General features: G+C 69.8%; 18 protein-coding genes and 1 riboswitch. Of the genes, 5 read left to right on the top strand and 13 right to left on the bottom strand.

Translation table 11 applies throughout. The features are described from left to right. Nucleotide 1: 1 nt before the first annotated feature. Nucleotides 2–589, bottom strand: coding sequence for a Clp protease N-terminal domain-containing protein (locus RPQ07_RS31370; RefSeq protein ID WP_313947585.1), 588 nt, complete (start codon nucleotides 587–589; stop codon nucleotides 2–4). A 260-nt stretch (nucleotides 590–849) separates the two neighbouring features. Between RPQ07_RS31370 and RPQ07_RS31365 the strand changes: the two genes are divergently transcribed. Beyond that, a complete protein-coding gene (locus tag RPQ07_RS31365) occupies nucleotides 850–1278 on the top strand; it encodes an SRPBCC family protein (protein ID WP_313947584.1) in 429 nt (142 codons plus the stop codon). Between the two features lie 160 nt (nucleotides 1279–1438). Here RPQ07_RS31365 and RPQ07_RS31360 read toward each other — a convergent pair whose 3' ends face one another. Beyond that, the gene (locus RPQ07_RS31360; protein WP_313947583.1) at nucleotides 1439–2044 is read right to left on the bottom strand and encodes a PadR family transcriptional regulator; all 606 of its coding nucleotides are present in this window, start codon (nucleotides 2042–2044) and stop codon (nucleotides 1439–1441) included. Between the two features lie 137 nt (nucleotides 2045–2181). Here RPQ07_RS31360 and RPQ07_RS31355 point away from each other — a divergent pair, with 137 nt between their 5' ends. Next, a complete protein-coding gene (locus tag RPQ07_RS31355; RefSeq protein WP_313947582.1) occupies nucleotides 2182–3003 on the top strand; it encodes a PhzF family phenazine biosynthesis protein in 822 nt (273 codons plus the stop codon). 66 nt (nucleotides 3004–3069) lie between these two features. Here the strand turns inward: RPQ07_RS31355 and RPQ07_RS31350 are convergent, their stop codons facing one another. Both RPQ07_RS31350 and RPQ07_RS31345 read right to left on the bottom strand, forming a co-directional pair. After that, nucleotides 3070–3822: a CPBP family intramembrane glutamic endopeptidase gene (locus RPQ07_RS31350; RefSeq protein WP_313947581.1), complete on the bottom strand. Its 753-nt coding sequence runs from the start codon at nucleotides 3820–3822 to the stop codon at nucleotides 3070–3072. 301 nt (nucleotides 3823–4123) lie between these two features. Further along, nucleotides 4124–5635 carry a glutamate-cysteine ligase family protein gene (locus RPQ07_RS31345; RefSeq protein ID WP_313947580.1) on the bottom strand — a complete coding sequence of 504 codons (1512 nt, stop codon included), beginning with the start codon at nucleotides 5633–5635 and terminating at the stop codon, nucleotides 4124–4126. Between the two features lie 484 nt (nucleotides 5636–6119). Between RPQ07_RS31345 and RPQ07_RS31340 the strand changes: the two genes are divergently transcribed. Then, the gene (locus RPQ07_RS31340; RefSeq protein ID WP_313947579.1) at nucleotides 6120–6707 is read left to right on the top strand and encodes a hypothetical protein; all 588 of its coding nucleotides are present in this window, start codon (nucleotides 6120–6122) and stop codon (nucleotides 6705–6707) included. A 284-nt stretch (nucleotides 6708–6991) separates the two neighbouring features. Further along, nucleotides 6992–7183 (top strand): DUF5999 family protein, encoded by a 192-nt coding sequence (locus tag RPQ07_RS31335; protein ID WP_313947578.1) that lies wholly within the window; start codon nucleotides 6992–6994, stop codon nucleotides 7181–7183. A gap of 73 nt (nucleotides 7184–7256) precedes the next feature. Here RPQ07_RS31335 and gcvP read toward each other — a convergent pair whose 3' ends face one another. Then, on the bottom strand, nucleotides 7257–10142 hold the full coding sequence (gene gcvP, locus RPQ07_RS31330; RefSeq protein ID WP_313947577.1) for an aminomethyl-transferring glycine dehydrogenase: 2886 nt from the start codon (nucleotides 10140–10142) through the stop codon (nucleotides 7257–7259). A gap of 178 nt (nucleotides 10143–10320) precedes the next feature. Beyond that, nucleotides 10321–10416, bottom strand: a riboswitch (glycine riboswitch). A gap of 63 nt (nucleotides 10417–10479) precedes the next feature. Between gcvP and RPQ07_RS31325 the strand changes: the two genes are divergently transcribed. After that, nucleotides 10480–10914: a PRC-barrel domain-containing protein gene (locus tag RPQ07_RS31325; RefSeq protein ID WP_313947576.1), complete on the top strand. Its 435-nt coding sequence runs from the start codon at nucleotides 10480–10482 to the stop codon at nucleotides 10912–10914. Here RPQ07_RS31325 and RPQ07_RS31320 read toward each other — a convergent pair. The 8 genes from RPQ07_RS31320 to RPQ07_RS31285 form a co-directional block, all read right to left on the bottom strand. Next, nucleotides 10824–12296, bottom strand: a complete 1473-nt coding sequence (locus tag RPQ07_RS31320; RefSeq protein ID WP_313947575.1) for a DNA polymerase IV — start codon at nucleotides 12294–12296, stop codon at nucleotides 10824–10826. The two genes, RPQ07_RS31325 and RPQ07_RS31320, sit on opposite strands and share 91 nt — an antisense overlap. 51 nt (nucleotides 12297–12347) lie before the next feature. Next, entirely contained in the window at nucleotides 12348–12944 is a 597-nt protein-coding gene (locus RPQ07_RS31315) for a MerR family transcriptional regulator (protein ID WP_313947574.1), read from the bottom strand. Nucleotides 12945–13111: 167 nt separating this feature from the next. Beyond that, nucleotides 13112–13585 (bottom strand): bifunctional nuclease family protein, encoded by a 474-nt coding sequence (locus tag RPQ07_RS31310; protein WP_005475662.1) that lies wholly within the window; start codon nucleotides 13583–13585, stop codon nucleotides 13112–13114. Between the two features lie 53 nt (nucleotides 13586–13638). Then, on the bottom strand, nucleotides 13639–14385 hold the full coding sequence (locus RPQ07_RS31305; protein WP_313947571.1) for a MerR family transcriptional regulator: 747 nt from the start codon (nucleotides 14383–14385) through the stop codon (nucleotides 13639–13641). A 41-nt stretch (nucleotides 14386–14426) separates the two neighbouring features. Continuing rightward, nucleotides 14427–15377 (bottom strand): FHA domain-containing protein, encoded by a 951-nt coding sequence (locus RPQ07_RS31300; RefSeq protein WP_313949094.1) that lies wholly within the window; start codon nucleotides 15375–15377, stop codon nucleotides 14427–14429. 82 nt (nucleotides 15378–15459) lie between these two features. Then, nucleotides 15460–16356, bottom strand: a complete 897-nt coding sequence (locus RPQ07_RS31295) for a DUF881 domain-containing protein (RefSeq protein WP_313949093.1) — start codon at nucleotides 16354–16356, stop codon at nucleotides 15460–15462. 128 nt (nucleotides 16357–16484) lie between these two features. Beyond that, complete coding sequence (locus RPQ07_RS31290) at nucleotides 16485–16817, bottom strand: small basic family protein (protein WP_003970459.1); 333 nt, start codon at nucleotides 16815–16817, stop codon at nucleotides 16485–16487. Further along, on the bottom strand, nucleotides 16814–17743 hold the full coding sequence (locus RPQ07_RS31285; protein WP_313947570.1) for a DUF881 domain-containing protein: 930 nt from the start codon (nucleotides 17741–17743) through the stop codon (nucleotides 16814–16816). Before RPQ07_RS31285 ends, RPQ07_RS31290 begins: the two co-directional genes overlap by 4 nt. Between the last annotated feature and the right edge of the window lie 30 nt (nucleotides 17744–17773).

Below are 17773 nucleotides of genomic sequence, written 5' to 3'. Positions count from 1 at the left end.
GTCAGCGCTCGTCAGGACCGTCGACCCCGTTGCACATGTCGAGACGCGACCCCGATCCCACCGGCGGCCCGGCCTCGATCAGCCCGCCCAGTGCCGCCGCGTCCACCCCCGCCCTGGCGAGTACCTCCACGGCACGGCACTCCGCGTCGGCGGCGAGAGCGGCCAGGAGATCGACACCCCCGGCCCGGGCCTCGCCGCGCCGCTCGGCCCCCTCCAGCGCACTGTGTATCGCCGCGACGGCCGACGGCGAGTATCCGGAGGTGTCCACCTCCGGGGCGCGGACGACGGGCACCGCACCCGAGTCCTCCACGGAGCCCTGCCAGCGCAGCCCGTACCCGATGCTGCGCTGCACGAGATAGCCGAGCACCCTGGCCACCTGAGGCCCGGGCCCGAACGCGGCACGCACGTCGGCGTCGGTCTCCAGCAGGGAGTGCAGCAGATGCGCGGTGTCGATCTGCCGGTCCCCGTCACGCAGCGCCCGCCGGCGCGCACTCGCGAGCGCGGAGGCGAGTTCCGCGGTCAGTCGGGCGTCGTTCTCCGCGCGGGTGGCGGCGGGCTGCTGCGGCAGCCACGGGGTAGGGCTCTGCACATCTCCCACCTCATCAGCCATTGAGGGCCCAGGCGTCCCCGGAGGGACTCATTTGCGCATCCCACGGAGGTTGGGCACACCTGGACGGTTTCTCCTCCCTGCGGATGAGATCGAGACAGTTCTTCCCGACTGCCGCGCGCCGCCTTGCCCGTCGCGGGAGCCACCCCGTCACGCATTTCTGACTGTTCATCAGTATTGAATGTTCGCGGCACTGCGACTACGTTCCGCGACACCGTGACCCGATACGAAGGGGTGGTCGTATGGCCGAAGTCAGCGCCGAGGCACGCATCGAGGCACCGGCCGAGAAGGTCTGGGCCGAGCTGACGGACTTCACCGGGTACGGCCGGTGGAACGCCACGCACACCAGCTTCCCCAAGGGCGGGCCGACGACGCTCGAGGTCGGCGCCACCTACGAGGAGAACATGAAGCTGATGGGCTTCCCCGCCGAAGTGACCTGGACCGTGGACGAGTTCGAGGCCGGCAGGCTGCTGGGGATCAGGGGCAAGGGCCCGATGGGCGTCAATGTCGGCAACCGCTACTCGCTCACACCGGAGGGCGACGCGACGCTGGTGCGGATCGACGGCGAGTTCACGGGCGCGGCGGTCTCACTCATGGCCGGCAAGCTGAAGGACTCGGCGACGGCCGCGCTCAACGAGTCACTGCGCAAGCTGGGCGGCCTGGTCGCCTGACCTCTCACTGCGCAAGCTGGGCGGCCCGGTCGCCCGACCTCGTCCGGCGCCGCCCAGCCACCCACCCCATGTCCCGTCGTCCACCCCATGAACAGGCACAGGGCCCCGCGCGGGTGCGCGGGGCCCTGCCGTCCATCACGGGTCAGTACTCGTCCACGGCTCAGTGCTCGTCGGCGAGAATCAGATAGAGCTTCTTGCGGGCTTCGTTGATGACCTCGACGGCCTTCTGCCGCTGCTCGGGGCTGCCGGTCTTCCAGACCTGTCCGAAGGCTTCCATCAGCCCCCAGCCGGCCTGCCGGATCTCGTTGACCGTGTCCCAGTCGACGGTGCGCCCGGCCTCTTCCCACGGGGCGTCCGGCCCCGACTCGGCCTCGGCGCGGCCCGATTCCGTGAGCGTGAACAGCTTCTTGCCGCCCTCGCTCTGGTTGGTGATCAGGCCTTCGTCCTCGAGCAGCTGGAGCGTCGGGTAAACCGAGCCGGGACTGGGCTTCCACGCCCCGCCGCTGCGCTCGCCGATCTCCTGGATCATCTCGTAACCGTGCATCGGGCGGTCCTTCAGCAGCGCCAGGATCGAGGCACGCACGTCACCGCGCCGCGCCCTTCCCCTGCCGCCACCCCGGCCGCGCCCGCCGCCGAAGGGTCCGCCGCCGAACGGCGGTCCGAACGGACCGAACGCTCCCCGGCGCCCTTCGAAGTCGCCCCGACCCTGATGGCCGGGTCCGCAGTGTCCCTGACGGTGACCGTGTTCGTGTCCTGATGAACGCATGACTACGCCCCTTCCATCGTTGATCTGTCGCGATGCGTCAACGATATATCGGAATAGCTCGCATGACAATAACCATCGGGCCGCCGATCCCCGATTGGCCTTGGCCTGCGGCTTTGTGCGGCCCCTACGGTCGGCTCATGCGGATTCGAATCGTCGACGCCTTCACCGACCGCCCCTTCGCCGGCAACCCCGCGGGAGTCCTGCTGCTGGACACCGACGGCTTCCCGGCCGACACCTGGCTCCAGCAGGTGGCCACCGAGGTCCACCTCTCGGAGACCGCCTTCGCCCATCCCCTGCCGCCCGGCGGGGACGCCGACTGGGCGCTGCGCTGGTTCACCCCGGCCACGGAGGTCGACATGTGCGGCCACGCCACGCTGGCCACCGCCCACGTGCTGCGGACCACGGGTGCCGGTACGGGCACGGTCCGGTTCACCGCGCGCTGCGGCATCCTCACGGCCACCGCCGGGGACAACGGCACGATCACACTCGACTTCCCGACCTCACCCCTGACGGCGGTCGAGATCCCGCCCTCGCTGGCCGGAGCGCTGGGAGCGGAGGTGCTCTCGGTGCACGACACGGGTCCGCACATCGGCGATCTCCTCGTCGAGGTTGCCGACGAGAAGACCGTGCGGGGGCTGCGCCCGGACCACCGGGCCCTCGTCGACGTCTCCGACCGCGGTGTCATCGCCACGGCCGCCGCCGCCGACCCGGCCTCCGGCTACGACTTCGTCTCGCGGTGCTTCTTCCCGCGGGTCGGCATCGACGAGGACCCCGTGACGGGCAGCGCCCACACGGCCCTCGCACCCTTCTGGTCGGCACGTCTCGGGCGTACGGATCTGACCGGGCTCCAGGCGTCCGCCCGCTCGGGCCTGGTCCGCACCTCGCTGCGGGGCGAGCGCACCGCGCTGACCGGCAGCGCCGTGACCGTCATCGAGGGCGAACTGCTCACCGCCCCCTGACCGCGCGCCTCGGACACCGAGGGGCGTACGGCATGCGCCGTACGCCCCTGGTCACCCCCGCCCGCGTCACATCGTGGGCAGCCAGCTCACCTTCCCGGCGAGCAGCCCGTATCCGACGAAAGCCACGATGTCGAGCAGTGCGTGGGCGGCCACGAGCGGCCCGACCCGTCCCCAGCGCCGGTACAGCAGGACGAAGACCACGCCCATCACCATGTTGCCGACGAAGCCGCCGATGCCCTGGTAGAGGTGGTACGAGCCGCGCAGCACCGAGCTTGCCGCCAGCGCGGCCATCGGCGTCCAGCCCAACTGGTCGAGCCTGCGGAGCAGATACCCGACGACGATCACTTCCTCCACCACGGAGTTCTGGATCGCCGACAGGATCAGGACCGGGTACTTCCACCACACGTCGGGCAGCGATTCCGGCACGACGGTGAGGTTGAACCCGGACGCGCGCGCGGCCAGATAGAAGGCGAGTCCGGCGCTGCCGATCCCCGCCGCGACGAGCGTGCCGCGTCCAAGGTCGGACCACGGCCGGCTCCGGTCGAAGCCGATCGCACGCATCCCGGCTCCCTCGCGCAGGAGCAGATGGGCCACCAGCAGCACCGGTACCAGGGCGGAGGCGATGCCGAACAGCTGCCAGGAGAGATCGAGCCAGGGGCGGCCCGGCGCGTACGACCCGTTCAGCGTGGCCGCCTGGTCCTTCAGTCCGCCCGGTTTCGTCAGTGATCCGACGAAGCTGATGAGCGCCGACACTCCACTCGCGCCCAGCGAGAGCGCGAGCACCAGGAGCATCTCGGACCGCAAGATCTTCCGCGGCATGCCCTCCCCGGGGAGAGGTTCAGCCACGCGTCCCGCATCCGCCTGCACACGTGCCTCCCATAGACCGAGCCCGTCCCGTCCCCATCCTCGTGCCGCCGGCGGACATCACCGGGCAACACCACAGGTTGAGACGTCACAGCTTGCCCGACGCACGGCCGGGGAGGGGAGGCAGGTCCCGTCCGGCCGTGGCCGGGCGGCATCCCGGACCGGCGGATCACTCGCCGAACAGGACCTGCACGCACGCCGACGACCGGCACGGTCACCCGCGCCGGTCGCCGGCGGCGCCGTCGGCCGTTCGAGCTCAGTTCCGCGGCCCCGGGAAGCCGACCTGCCAGGTGTGGACCGGCTCGCCCTCACGCATCAGCTCGCAGTAGCGACGTGTGGTGGCCGCGAGAGCCGCGTCCCTCCCCAGGCCGGCCTCCAGCGCACGGTGATACGTCTCCGACTGCCAGGACGCGCCGTTCATCCGCCGCTTGCACCGCTCCTCGATCACCCCGAGGTACTTGTCACGGTCGGCCGGCTCGATGTTCCAGGCGTCGAGCCCGGCGGCGGCCAGCGGCAGCAGTTCGTCGCGCACGAGCTTGGCGACGGGCACCGTGGTGATGCCGCCCGCCCGGCCCGGACGCGGCCACTTGAGTTCCGCCTCGATGCCGTACCGGCACCCCGCGTCGAAGTTCTCCGCGGCGGCCGAGAACGGCAGCCTGCTCCACACCGGCCGCGGCTCCTCGGCGAGCGCGCGCACGAGTCCGTAGTAGAACGCGGCGTTGGCGATCACGTCGGTGACCGTGGGTCCCGCCGGCAGGACCCGGTTCTCCACCCGCAGATGGGGCACGCCGTCGGCGACGCCGTACACCGGCCGGTTCCAGCGGTACACGGTGCCGTTGTGCAGCACGAGTTCATGGAGCCCGGGGATGCCACCGTCCTCGATCACCCGCAGCGGATCCTCGTCGTTGCATATCGGCAGCAGCGGAGGGAAGTACCGCAGGTTCTCCTCGAAGAGCTCGTACGCCGAATCCACCCAGCGTTCGCCGAACCAGGTCCGCGGCCGTACGCCCTGGGCCTGGAGTTCGGGCGGCCGGGTGTCGGTGGCCTGCTGGAACAGCGGTGGCCGCGACTCGCGCCACAGCTCCCTCCCGAACAGGAAGGGGGAGTTGGCTCCCACCGCCACCTGAACCCCGGCCACCGCCTGCGCCGCGTTCCACACGTCGGCGAACCGGTTGGGCGTCACCTGGAGGTGCAGTTGCACCGAGGTGCAGGCGGCCTCGGGGGCTATCGACCCTGAGGTGCAGGTGAGCCGCTCGACGCCGTCGATGTCCAGCGCGAAGTCCTCACCGCGGGCCGCGACGATCTGGTCGTTCAGCAGCGTGTAGCGGTCGACGTCGGAGAGGTTCGCCGACACCAGGTCGTCCTGCTCGAGGGTCGGCAGGATGCCGATCATCACGATGCCCGCGCCGACCTCGTTCGCTTTCCGGTCCGCATATCCGAGCCCGGTGCGCAACTCCTCCCCCAGCTGATCCAGAACCTGTCCGCCGAGCCGGTGCGGCACAATGTTCACTTCCAGATTGAACATTCCCAGCTCGGTCTGGAAATCCTGGCTCGCGATGCGCTCCAGGACCTCCGCATTTATCATCCGGGGCAGCCCGTCGGCGCCTGCGAGATTCAGCTCGATCTCCAGCCCCATGAGATTCTTGGGCCGGTCGAACCTCTTCTCGTCCAGCAGTCGCGCCAGTCCCGCCAGGCACTGCTGCAACTTCCGGCGGTGGCGTTGCCGATCGGACAGCGCGATGCCGCCTGCCACGACCTTCTCCCCCATCGAAGGGTCCCTCCTCGAGTGGGCTCCACGCAGCTCTGGTCGCTCGCGTCACGGACGATAATGCCCCGGCTGGCTGATCTATAACGCGGCGGGAACGCCCGGTGACCGCTACTGTGGGATGCGCGCCCGGGCGGCACATTCACTCGGCATGATGCAGAACGCAGTTTCCAGCCCCGGCCCCCTGGTGAAAAACGCCGACGGGTTTCGGCCTACCGGCCCGTAGAGGAAATCCCAGGCCGCGGCATCACATGTCGGCTAAAACCCCCTGAAACTCCGCAGGAGAAAGACCTGAACCTGCCTTGCGGGAAATACGCACGAGCACTAGCGGAAACAATGTGAGAACACGTGTCGTATAAACTCCGCAAACGAGGCAGAGAGTTGGCGCCCGGCGGCCTGTCCCGGCCCCCCTCTGACCCCGCACGCTGACAGTGCCGTCCGCACCTGCCCACGTTTCACCGTGTCTCCAAGTGAGAGGCGACCCATCATGCCGCTGCATGTCCCCCCGGCTCCCGCGCCTGCCCTCCGCAGCGTCCTTGCGGCACTCGGTTCCCCTACCGCCGTCCGTGAGGACCGCACACCCGCACTGAGGTCCGTCCAGGGACCTGTCAGTCCCGAATCGCCGCTCCCCGTCCACGTACTGGACCGGATCGTGCCGAGCGCCGGCCGGCCGTGCACCCGCCTCACCGGCTGGCGCTTCCTGATCCGCAGCGGAGAGAGAAGTGTGGCCGCCGCGGAGACGACCCTCACCGCCGACGGCTGGACCTTCTCGCACTTCTTCGAAGGCCCCTATCTCACCTCCACCGAACGTGCGCTGCGGCAGGCCGAGTCCATGATCACCGCCTTCCAGCCGCGCCTTCTGTCCATCCCCGAGCTCTACATGCTCGCCCTGTGGCTGCACGGCGACACCGACGCGGACGCATCGACGGGCATGCCTCTCCCGACCGATGTCCTGGTCCCTCTCGCCCCGGCCCCTCCCGGCATCGCGGCCCACCGGCCGCACCGGGTCGCCGATCTGCTTCCGGTGATGACCCTGCGGCTCACCCCCGCGCCGCTGCTCGGCTCGCCGGCCTGAAAGACCGCTGTTCGCGCCCCGTGACCGTCCGGTCGCGGGGCGCACTGCCGCCCCGACCGGACTAGCCCGAACCGGCCCCCCTGAACCACCCGAAAGGACAGCTCAGTTGAGCTGAACCGTCCGCCCGGGTGATACGTCATTAACCAGTAAGAAGAGCTGCCGCGAAATCCCTGCGGATTGACGCCCGTAGGGCAACACTGGGATCGGACCGACAGATACGGGGGGCGGCCATGAACACTTCATCCAGCCGCAGGACTCACACACCGCAGCGAAAGAACCCACCCATGTGCCAGCACCAACCAGCCTGCCCGACATCCGACTCTGCCGACAGGGAAGCGGCGCGCCTGGTGGCGCACCACCCGGAGCAGGGCTGGAGCCTGCTGTGCAACGGCGTACTCCTCTTCGAGGACACCGGCGAGCTGCTGCCCGACGGGCAGATCATCGCGCCGCACCGCCAGGTCATGACGGCCGCCTGAGCGCCGTCCGTACGAGAAGGGGCCGGCCGGAGAGTCATCCTCCGAACCGGCCCCGACGCATACGCGTCGCCCGTCAGTTGTCGTACTCCTCCAGCGGCGGGCAGGAGCAGACGAGGTTGCGGTCGCCGAACGCGCCGTCGATCCGTCGCACCGGCGGCCAGTACTTGTCCGCGGCGCTCACGCCGGCCGGGAAGACCGCTTCCTCACGGCTGTAGGAGTGCTCCCACGCCCCACCCAGCGCGGCCGCGGTGTGCGGGGCGTTGCGCAGCGGGTTGTCCTCCGCGGGCCATGCGCCCGATGCGACGTTCTCGATCTCCGCGCGAATGGCGATCATCGCCTCGCAGAAGCGGTCGATCTCGCCCAGGTCCTCGCTCTCGGTGGGCTCGATCATCAGCGTGCCGGCCACCGGGAACGACATGGTCGGCGCGTGGAAGCCGTAGTCGATCAGACGCTTGGCGATGTCGTCGACGCTGACGCCCGTCGCCTTCGACAGCGGCCGCAGGTCCACGATGCACTCATGCGCCACCAGGCCCGCCGGGCCGGTGTAGAGCACCGGGTAGTGCGGCTCCAGACGCTTGGCGATGTAGTTGGCCGCGAGAACGGCGACCTGTGTGGCCCGCTTGAGGCCCTCGCCGCCCATGAGCCGGACGTACGCCCAGGAGATGGGCAGGATGCCCGCGGAGCCCCACGGGGCGGCGGAGATCGGACCCACGCCCGTCTCCGGGCCCGCGGTGGGCTGAAGCGGGTGGTTCGGCAGGTACGGGGCGAGGTGCTCGCGCACACCGACCGGGCCGACACCCGGACCGCCGCCGCCGTGGGGGATGCAGAAGGTCTTGTGCAGGTTCAGGTGCGAGACGTCGCCGCCGAACTGGCCCGGCTTCGCGAGGCCCACCAGCGCATTGAGGTTGGCGCCGTCGACGTAGACCTGGCCGCCGGCCTCGTGGACCTGGGCGCAGATGTCGGCGACATGCTCCTCGAAGACGCCGTGCGTGGACGGGTAGGTGATCATCAGCACCGAGAGCTCGTCGCGGTACTGCTCGATCTTGGCGCGCAGATCCTCGACGTCGATCTCGCCGTCGTCGGCGGTCTTGACCACGACGACCTTCATACCGGCCATGACGGCGCTGGCGGCGTTGGTGCCGTGGGCGGACGACGGGATGAGGCAGACGGTGCGCTGGTCGTCGCCGTTGGCGCGGTGGTAGGCGCGGACCGCGAGCAGTCCGGCCAGCTCACCCTGCGAACCGGCGTTGGGCTGGATGGAGACGCTGTCGTAGCCGGTGACCTCGGCGAGACGCTCCTCCAGCTCGCGGATGAGCGTCAGATACCCGGCGGCCTGGTCGACGGGCGCGAAGGGGTGCATCTGCCCGAACTCGGGCCAGGTCACCGGCTCCATCTCGGTGGTCGCGTTCAGCTTCATGGTGCAGGAGCCGAGCGGGATCATGCCGCGGTCCAGCGCGTAGTCACGGTCGGCGAGGCGGCGCAGGTAGCGCAGCATCGCGGTCTCGGAACGGTTCTGGTGGAAGACCGGGTGCGTGAGGTAGTCGTCGGTGCGCAGCAGGGAATCGGGCAGGGTGTCCGCGGAGGCCGCGTCCAGCGCCTCGATGTCGGCGTCGACGCCGAAGGCGCCCCACACGGCGGTCAGCTGCGCACGGTTCGTGGTCTCGTCGCAGGCGAGGGAGACGTGGTCGGCGTCGACGAGGTGCAGGTTCACCCCGCCCTCACGGGCGGCGTGCAGCACGTCGGCCGCCTTGCCCGGCACGCGGACGGTGAGCGTGTCGAAGTACGCGCCGTGGACGACCTCCACGCCGCCGGCCCGCAGGCCCTCGGCGAGCAGCGTCGCGTAGCGGTGGGTGCGCCGGGCGATCGCCCGCAGGCCCTCGGGCCCGTGGTAGACGGCGTACATGCCCGCCATCACGGCGAGCAGCACCTGAGCGGTGCAGATGTTGCTGGTGGCCTTCTCGCGGCGGATGTGCTGCTCACGGGTCTGCAGCGCGAGGCGGTAGGCCCGGTTGCCGTCCGCGTCCACGGAGACGCCGACGAGTCGTCCCGGCAGGCTGCGGGCGAACTTCTCGCGCACCGCCATGTAGCCGGCGTGCGGTCCGCCGAAGCCCATCGGAACGCCGAAGCGCTGCGTGGTGCCCACCGCGATGTCCGCGCCGAGGTCACCGGGCGAGGTGAGCAGGGTCAGCGCCAGCAGGTCCGCCGCGACGGTGACGATCGCACCGAGCTCGTGCGCCTGGTCGATCACGGGCTTGAGGTCGCGGACGACTCCCGAGGCGCCCGGGTACTGCAGCAGGACGCCGAAGACGCCCCGCTCGGCGACCTCGGCCGGAATGCCGTCGTGCAGGTCGGCGGTGACGACCTCGACGCCGGTCGGTTCCGCACGGGTCTCGATCACCGCGAGGGTCTGCGGCAGGACGTCGGCGTCGACGAGGAACACGCCGTTCTTGACCTTGCCGACACGGCGGGCGAGCGACATGGCCTCGGCGGCGGCGGTGCTCTCGTCGAGCAGCGAGGCGCCGGAGGTGGGCAGGCCCGTCAGCTCGGCGACCATGGTCTGGAAGTTCAGCAGGGCTTCGAGCCGACCCTGGGAGATCTCGGGCTGGTACGGCGTGTACGCGGTGTACCAGGCCGGGTTCTCCATGACGTTGCGCAGGATGACCGGCGGCGTGAACGTGCCGTAGTAGCCGAGGCCGATCATCGGCGCCAGGACCGTGTTCCGGTCGGCGAGCGTCCGCAGCTCGGCGAGGACCTCGGGCTCGGTGCGTGCCTCGGGCAGCGCGAGCGCCTCGGCGTTCTTGATGACGTCGGGAACCGCGGCCGCGGTCAGCTCGTCGAGCGAGCCGTATCCCACCTGGGCCAGCATCTTGGCCTGCGCCTCGGCGTCGGGTCCGATGTGGCGCTGCTCGAAGGGGGTGCCTCGCTCCAGCTGTGCGAGCGGAATGCGGTTGGCGGTCATGATGGAGGCCTCCTGGTCTGACGCGACCTGCGAGGGGCACCACGGCGCGGGTACCCGGACGGCCTCCCCCTCTGTCATCTCAACCTGAGAGCTTCACCGGATCCCCACGAGGGAACCCAGCTTTCACCGTCGGTGAGAGCGGATGCCGTCCGACGCCCGCCCTGCTTTCCAGAGTGACCTCGTCCGTGCGGTACAGGGTGCCTGAGAGATTCCGGGGAGGATTTGCTCCTTCGGCGCCACCGTTTGTTCCGGTGGACTCTCCCGCACGGGGTCAGCAGCCGTTAGTCAGCGTACCAGCGCGTCCTCTCGTCGATCGCTCAAGTGGCCGACACCCTCGATGTGCACTTTCGTATCATTTACGGAGCAGTTGCGACCTCTTGGAGGGACCGTGCAGACCGACATCGATCCGCGCAGCCTGATCGGCCGCAAGGCGTTCGACCGCAACGGGGCCAAGATCGGGACTGTGGACGAGGTGTATCTCGACGATGCCACCGGCGTACCCGAATGGGCGGCCGTCCGCACCGGGCTCTTCAGCAGGGACGCCTTCGTCCCTCTGGAGCCGAGCGAGTTCGTCGACAACGGACTGCGGGTGCCGTACGAACGCGCGTTGATCAAGGACGCCCCCGATTTCGGCGTGGGCCGTCATCTCTCGCCGGAGCAGGAGCTTCAGCTCTACCACCACTACGGGCTCGATCTCTCGACTCCGCCGGACACCCCCGCGCCCTCGTCCGGCGACCGCTCCTTCGGCCGTGTCGCCGGCCAGGAGGACTGATCCCCCTCGGGGGGAGCCACCAGTGGCAGCGGGTCGGACAGCTCCAGGTCCGGGTCGTCGACCCGGAAGGTGCGGACGCGTCCCGGCGGTGAGGTCGGTTCCTCGAACCGGACGGTGACCCGCCCGATGCCGCTGCCCTGTACCCATCCCGGCCCCAACTGCGCATGCCGTACGTCGTGGCCCGCGGGCCAGCGCCGCTCGGCGAGAGCCGTCTCGGGCTCGGGCTCCGGCGGCTTCTCCTCCCGGTGCGGCACCGCGGCATCCGCCGCCTCGCCCTCCGCCGGCTCTCCCGCGCTCTGCTCACCGGCGGCAGCCGCCTGCGCGAAGAGGTCCTCCTGTGTGTAGTCCGCGAGGCCCGTCACGCCCACGCCGAGCAGCCGCACCCCGCCCGTGGTGTCGACGGACTCCAGCAGCCTCCCCGCCGCTTCGCGCACGACGGCGGGGTCGTCCGTGGGCCCGCGCAGCGTCTCGGAACGGGTGAGCGTGGAGAAGTCGAACCGCCGGACCTTCAGCACGATGGTGCGGCCCGAGTGCCCCGAGGCCCTCAGCCGGTGCACGCACCGGTCGGCGAGCCGCTCCACCTCGACCCTGATCCGGACGCGGTCGTGGAGATCGACGTCGAAGGTGTCCTCCACCGACACGGACTTGGTGTCCCGCTCGGCCACGACGGCCCGGTCGTCATGGCCGAGGGCCATCCGGAACAGGGACGCACCATGGGCCTTGCCGAGCAGCCGTACCAGTTCGTCCTCGCCCGCCTCGGCCAGATCCGCGCACGTGGTCATGCCCGCCCTGCGCAGATGCTCTCCCGTGGCGGGACCCACGCCGGGCAGTGTGCGGACGGACATCGGGCCGAGCAGCTCACGCTCCGTGCCGGGCTGGATGAGCACCAGTCCGTCCGGCTTGGCCTGCTCCGAGGCGATCTTGGCGAGCATCTTGGACCCTGCGAGGCCGACAGAGCCGGTCAGTCCCGTGACGGCGCGGATGGCCGCACGCAGCTGCTCACCGGTGGCCCGGGCGGACGCGGTGTCGTCCGCCGCGCCGCCTGCCTCCAGATCCACAAAGGCCTCGTCCAGGCTCAGCGGCTCCACGAGCGGCGACAACCGGCCCAGCAGCTCCATGACCTGCTCACTGATCGTGCGATAGAGCGAGAAGCGGGGCACGAGATACGCGGCGTTCGGCGCGAGCCGTCGGGCCTGGGCCATCGGCATCGCCGAATGGACCCCGAAGCGTCTCGCCTCGTACGAACAGGTGGCGACGACTCCCCGCGGACCGAGACCGCCGACGATCACGGGCTTCCCGCGCAGACTCGGCTTCGCCGCCTGCTCGGCGGCGGCGAAGAAGGCATCCATGTCCAGATGCAGGATCGTCGGCGCGGGTCTCACATCTCCGATGCTGCCCTACGCCACTGACAAAGGGGCCGCTTCCCCGTGTGCTCAGACCGCCCGGTCGCGTCGGCGTCTGGCCAGCTCGTCGGCCGGGTTGTGCCCGACCAGGGTCTCGCCGGTGTCGATCAGCTCGCCGTGCAACTGCGACAGGGCCGCCTCGACGTCCCGCCAGACGACGCCGACGGCGATCCCGAAGATGCCCTGACCGCCCTGGAGGAGATCGACGACCTCGTCCGGCGACGAACACTCGTAGACCGTCGCGCCGTCGCTCATCAGCGTCATCCGCTCGAGATCGGCGAAGCCTCGCGCCCGCAGATGCTGTACCGCGGTCCGGATGTTCTGCAGCGCCACGCCTGTGTCCAGGAAACGCTTCACGATCTTGAGGACGACCACGTCACGAAAGCTGTAGAGGCGCTGGGTGCCCGATCCGTGCGCCGGACGGACACTGGGCTCGACCAGGCCGGTACGGGCCCAGTAGTCGAGCTGCCGATAGGTGATGCCGGCTGCCGCACACGCGGTGGGACCGCGATAGCCGACCGTCTCCGTGGCTGGTTCGGCCGCACTCCCGTGGAGCGGATACGGCCCGCTCTCCCCCGGACCTCGTCCGGGGGCGCCCCCCACCGCACCGTCGCCGCTGCTGTCCACGCCGACCTCCGTCCTTGACCTGCCATGTCGACGGTAGGCAGTCACCAGGGGCGCGTCAACGATCGCCACACTCGGCACGCCGAGTGATAATCACCCTGAGAGTGGTTTCCCGTGCCCCGGTTCGGGGAATAGCTGCCCGAATGTGCCGATGCCGCCGCCCTGGGCGGTCACTGGCTGTTGGTCCCGAAGTCCTCCGGCGAGATCTGGTCGAGGAACTCGCGGAACTTCTCCACCTCGTCCTCCTGCTCGTCGGGGATCGCGATCCCCGCGTCGTCCAGCACACCGTCGCTGCCGAAGATCGGTGTACCGGTACGCAGAGCGAGGGCTATGGCGTCGGACGGACGCGCACTGACCTCGACTCCGCTGGCGAAGACCAGCTCCGCGTAGAAGACCCCTTCACGCAGATCAGTGATGCGGACCTCGGTGAGCTCCTGGCCCACCGCCTCCAGCACATCCTTGAAGAGGTCATGGGTCAGCGGCCTGGCAGGAGCCATGCCCTGCTGTGCAAAGGCAATGGCGGTCGCCTCCCCGGGACCGATCCAAATGGGGAGGTACCGATCGCCTCCCACTTCACGCAGGAGCACGATCGGTTGGTTGGAGGGCATTTCAACCCGGACACCCACAACGTCGAGCTCGTTCACACAGCAACCCTAGGACGTGCTCGGCAGGTTTGGGTAGTCGGGCACGTTCATGATCAGTGGAGCCGCACTCCGAGAGCCGTCTGCACCAGAGCCGCATGCAGCCGCACGGACAGGGCCGCGAGCTCTTTAACGGTGGCCTCGGCATGTGCCCTGGTCTGCGGATTGCGGTGCCGCCGCAAGGGTGCCACCACCTGTTCCACCAGCCCGGCCTCGCGGTCGGCGGCGGCCTTCATGGCCCGCAGATGACGCGGTTCCAGACCGAATCTGCCCAGATCGGCCACCAGCCTGGCGACCGTCACCGACTCGGCGTCGTAACCGCCGTCCTCGTGCCGGCCCAGCAGACCGTACGACTCCCAGTCCGCCAGCTCCTCCTCGCTCACCCCGGCGGCGGCCAGAAGCTCCGCACGGCCCACCCGGGCGGCGGTACGGCGCTCGGCATCGGCCTCCCAGGCGCCGCCGCCGTCCAGGAGCTCACGCGGCGTGCTCTGTGCGGGCAGCTGGACCTGCTCACCACGTGCCACGGCGTCGAGATGCTCGCGGATGACCTTCAGCGGCAGATAGTGGTCGCGCTGCATCCGGAGCACCTGAGCCAGACGCTCGACGTCCTCCGGGCTGAACTTGCGGTACCCGGACGGGGTGCGCCGCGGCTCGACGAGCCCTTCGGCCTCGAGGAACCGGATCTTGGAGATCGTGACGTCGGGGAACTCGTCGCGCAGCCCGCTGAGCACCGTACCGATGCTCATCAGCCGCTCGGCCGCAGCGGCGGTGCCGTGACCGGCACCGCCCTTCGGTGTTCGCATGTGCCTTCCTGGGGTCCCCCCGGAGCGTGTCCGGGGGACGGTTACAGGCCCCTCTGGCTCGCGTAGAAGACCAGTCGGTACTTGCCGATCTGGACCTCGTCACCGTTCGCCAGGAGGACCGAGTCGATCCGCTCACGGTTGACGTAAGTGCCGTTCAGACTGCCGACGTCCCCCACGGTGAAGCTGCCGTCGGGACCGCGCCGGAACTCCACATGGCGCCGCGACACGGTGACGTCGTCGAGGAAGATGTCGCTCTGCGGGTGGCGGCCGGCCGTGGTCAGCTCACCGTCCAGCAGGAAGCGGCTTCCGGAGTTCGGTCCGCGGCGCACCACGAGCAGCGCGGAGCCGAGCGGCAGCGCGTCGACCGCCGCCTGGGCCTCCGGGGACAGCGACGGGACCTGTGTCTGGCCCGTCACCTCGGAGTCGTACGCCTCGAGGCCGGAGATGGAGATCGTCGACGTCGTCTCGGACGGCCGCTCGGCGGGCGCACCGCCGCGCAGCGGCGCGCCGCAGTTGGAGCAGAACCGACTGGATTCGGCATTGCGGTGACCGCACCTCGTACAAACCGGCAAGGCCGACATGGACGGATCCTCCTGCCGCGGCTGCCCCGCGTGGGGATTGGTCGCATACGGGTCGGAGGCAAACCCTCCACCCGCACTTGAGGTTGATGGTTCCCCGAAACCTATGCGGCCGGGACCGGCAGGGTCAACAGACGACGCGCCCGGACCGCCCGAAATGTCACCGCCCTGGCCGGAGACCTCGTCCCGGAAGAGCGGCCGCTCGCCGCCCTGCTCCTCACCCTGGCCATGACGCGGCGCGCGATGCCTGGCGTTGCCGCCGTCCTCGCGCGAGCTCTTGCCGAACAACTTCCCAAACAACTTCACGGGCGATTCCCCTTGACCGAAATAGACCCGCCCGTGGGGCAGGACGAACCCTCGATGATCAGACCTGCCGACCCGGACATTCTCACAACGTCCGTACCCACCAGACAGTTTCCACCAGACCGCACGCCTTCGATGTGCTGACCCCCCGCAACCTCTTGCCCCGGTCCGCCGGACCCCATGCGCCCCCGCCTCACTGGCCCGACGACCGAGCGTAGTCAGGCCGCTTCGCGGGTCGCAAGGCGTCCACGACGATCTTCTGTGAGCGCACCACCGTGGCGGTGGCCTGCTCCTTCTCCAATGTCTGCACCACGCCGCCGGGGATGTTCAGGGCCGGCTCGAGATCCTGCGGCTTCCCGATGACCTTGAAGACGTACGGAGCGGCGATGCGCTTCCCGTCGACCTCGATGTCACCGCCCGTGCCCGTGAAGTGCGTATCCGCGACGACCCTGATGTCGTTGACCTGGATCGCCTCCGCACCGGCCGCTCGCAGCTCCTGGATGGCGTCCAGCAGCATGTCCGACTCCACGGTGCCGGACTTGTCCTGGATGGTGAGCGTGATGCCCGGGCCCTCCGCCGCGACCGTGCCGGCGAGGATGCCCAGCTGCTGTTCCTTCTGCTGGGTCTGCTTGCGCGCCTCTTCGGCCTGGTCCGAACTGTTCTCCAGCTCGGCGCGCTGGTCCTCCAGGCGCTGCTTCTCGTCCTCCAGCCGCTGGGTGCGGTTGTCGAGCTCGTCGAGGATGCGGACGAGGTCCTCCTGACGTGCTCCGCGCAGCGCACTGTTGTCGCTGGTGGAGCGCACCTGGATGGCCAGGCCCAGCCCCAGGACGAACAGCAGGACGGCGACCGTGAGTTGGGCACGGCTGATACGCGGGGGCCAGAGCCCGGCCAACAGCCGCTGCCTGCCGGTCTCTTCACCGGCCCCCTCGCCGCCCGACGGGGCCGAGGCGCCCGCCGGTGCCACCGTCGGCTCCTCGGCCGACGCCGTCCGTTCGTCGCGGCCTTCCGCCGGGGAGCCCTTCTCCGGTGGCAGTTCGGCCCGCGGCGCCCCGGCCTGCGGCCGCTCGCTGCGCGGACCCTCTTCTGTCACACCCTCACTGATGCCACCCTCGCCCTTCGGGTTCCCATCCTGCGGAATCCCGTCCTGCGCGTTCCGGTCCTGGGCGTTCCCGTCCGGGGCGTTCCCGTCCTGCGGATTCTCTGCGCTGTTCATCGGCCTCACGCCCGGAACACATGCCGGCGGATCGCGGCAGCGTTGGAGAAGATCCGGATACCGAGCACGACGACCACACCCGTGGAGAGCTGCGCGCCGACACCCAGCTTGTCGCCGAGGAAGACGATCAGTGCGGCGACCACGACGTTCGAGAGGAAGGAGACGACGAAGACCTTGTCGACGAAGATGCCGTCCAGCATGGCCCGCAGACCACCGAACACGGCGTCCAGAGCCGCGACGACGGCGATCGGCAGATAGGGCTCGACCACCGCCGGCACTTCGGGCCGGACCAACAGTCCGACCACGACTCCCACGACGAGGCCCAGTACGGCGATCACGATGTGCCCTTCCCTGTGTCAGCCGTGTCCTGCCCGCTGCCCGTCCCGGCGCCGGTGGTGTTCGGCTCTGCTGTTCGTACGATCAAGCTCGGAGCAGCCGGAAGACGCACCGTGCTCTCGGTGGAGATGCTGGAACGGATCCCGAAGTTCTCCTGGAGCGCGTGCAGATACTGTCCGTCCGCACTGTCCTGGAACGCCGTGCTCAGCTTCTTCCCGTCCCCCACCGCGAGCACCGTGTACGGCGGCACCAGCGGCCTGTTGTCGACCAGTATGGCGTCGCCCGCGGCGCGGATGGCGGACAGGGCCGTCAGCCGCTGCCCGTTGATCGCCACCGCTTCGGCGCCGGACTCCCAGAGTCCGTTCACGACCCGCTGCATATCGCGGTCCCGCACCCGGCCGGTGTCGTTGAAACCGCTGTCCTCCCGCGGCCCGTCACCACCCTGCTCGGTGCCCTTGGCATCATCGACGACCAGCTTGACGCCCGGACCCTCGACCTCGGTGGCCCCCGCGAGCAGGGCGACCAGCTCACCCTGGTCACCGCCCTCGGTCTTCAGGGCCTTGCGCTGACGCTCTCCGACGTCGTCACGCAGCTTGTCGACGCTGCCCTCCAGCGCGTCGGCGTCCGAGGTCTCCGCGTCGATGCGGTTGATGAGCTCCTCGCGCTCCTTGGCCACCACCGGTGCCGCTATCCGCGCATTCGCGGCTCCCACGGTCACGACCAGGGCGGCGAGCACGAGCCCGGCGGCCAGTCCCAGCTTGGCACGCAGCGTACGCGGCAGACCGCCGCCCTCGGCCGCTCGGCGGGCCGAGGCCTCCGCGTACCCGTCGTCCAGACTGTGCTCCATCACGTTCGTCAGCAGCGACATGGACGCATCGGGACGTGCAGGTGGAGAGCCGGTGCTCCGAACGGGGGGCTGCTGCGACATGCCGCACATCGTCGCACGTCGCAGCCGCTA

It is taken from the genome of Streptomyces sp. AM8-1-1 (assembly GCF_032229325.1).
Lineage (GTDB): Bacteria > Actinomycetota > Actinomycetes > Streptomycetales > Streptomycetaceae > Streptomyces > Streptomyces achmelvichensis.
Note: the sequence above shows the minus strand (reverse complement) of the source record. Positions and strands in the feature narration are given on the sequence as shown.